General features: G+C 66.6%; 1 protein-coding gene and 2 pseudogenes. All 3 read right to left on the reverse strand.

Annotation, left to right across the window (positions count from 1 at the left end):
• A pseudogene (locus A5780_RS07065) lies at positions 1-458 on the reverse strand (hypothetical protein); the annotation flags it as partial.
• On the reverse strand, positions 455-1,255 hold the full coding sequence (locus tag A5780_RS39805) for a hypothetical protein (protein ID WP_156769395.1): 801 nt from the start codon (positions 1,253-1,255) through the stop codon (positions 455-457). The pseudogene A5780_RS07065 and the gene A5780_RS39805, both read right to left, overlap by 4 nt.
• A pseudogene (locus A5780_RS40705) lies at positions 1,252-1,499 on the reverse strand (hypothetical protein); the annotation flags it as partial. The gene A5780_RS39805 and the pseudogene A5780_RS40705, both read right to left, overlap by 4 nt.

The raw sequence follows: 1,499 nt of genomic DNA on the forward strand, positions 1-1,499 counted from the left end.
CCAGCTTTCGTGCCGGTAGTGATCAACGCGGAGAACATCATCGAGGCGAACACCGCCCGCGCGAACATGAGAAAGCTTTCCTGCGCCTCCCCCGCGACACCACCACGTTTGGCCATCGCCAGCCGAGCGGCGGCGAACAAGATCCCCGCGATCATCAGCAGCACCTGCAAACCGCTGGTGTACCCGCGGATGGCCGCCAAGGCAGGGCCCGGCTCCCCGGTGGACGCCGCTAGCTGCGGAGAGGGTAGGTTGACCCACCACGTCATCACGAATCGGATTCCGGATGTCATGCCGTTGACCAAAGAGTCGACCAGGCTGTCGAATGCGGAGTTCGCGGCGGAGTTGACGGCTTTGCCGCCGAGTTGTTTCAACGCGCACACCGCGCCAGGCCCAGTGGGCAGGTCGCACACGATGTCCGGCAACTGAGCGTGTATCCCAGTGGCGATAGATGTCGTCATGCGGTGGTCCTCCACTGCCCGAAGCCGGCGAGGCTAGAGATGGGATCGCCGGGGTGCCAGAGTGTTTCGATGTCGTCGGGCAGGCGCACTCGCCAGTCGCCGCCGTAGGTCATCGGCAAGGACATGTAGGTGTATCCGTCGCGGGTTCGGGTGGCGATGTCGACGACCGCAAAATCCGGACGGTAGCCCTCGCGGATGCGGATGCCGTCGGGGACGGTGAGATAGCGGGCGGTATCAGGTGTGCGGGTGCGGCTGCGCGTCACCCTGGCGATGAACGCGTCGGTGTCACCGACTAATCGAGCACGAACAACGTTCTGCCACAAACCTTCTGGCGCGGCGAGGGTGCGGGCGAGCGCGTCGCAGGCCGCCAGTGCCGCACCTTGCGGGGTGTCGGCGAATCCTGAGGCGATCCCGTGGTCGATGACGGCAGGGCCGTCACTCCCGGACGCTGGCAACGCGGCACCACCCCACCCGCGTTGCCACGTCATCCGTGCTGGGGCCGCAGTGAGGTAGTCACCCGACGACGGGTTGGAGCGGGTGGACGGGTCTTGGTTAAGGGCACGTCCTTCGTCGCCGACGACGTCGAGACGGTTTCCGAACAGGTCTGTGGTCGGCGGCTGGGCCGGCGACACAGTGGACGAAGGCCGCGCGGCGGTGGTGGGGATCGTTGCGGATAGATCAGCGGATGGGGGTTGAGGTGCGTGGGTACCGCATCCGCTCAGCGGGACGGCCAGAGCTATCGCGAGGCCGAGCCAGCGGTGGCGCCTCTGCGGTGGAGTCGTGGTGGCGGTGTTCATCGGATCGGGAGCAGGATCGTGTCGCTGGGCAGCGCGTTGAGTGCGGTGACCAGTGCGGGGTGGTTCCCGTCGGGGAGCAGAAGTTTCCAGTCGCCGGCCTGCCAGATGACGGTGGCGGTGTTGCAGGTCAGCGAAGTGTCGGGTTGCTGGGTGTAGATCGCGGTGTCGGCCCGGTCCGGGGTGTAACCGGTGATGCGGTAGCCGAGGATGTTCGGGGGCGTGCGGGTGGCCGGTGTGGTGATCG

Source organism: Nocardia sp. 852002-20019_SCH5090214 (genome assembly GCF_001665865.1).
GTDB classification, from domain to species: domain Bacteria; phylum Actinomycetota; class Actinomycetes; order Mycobacteriales; family Mycobacteriaceae; genus Nocardia; species Nocardia nova.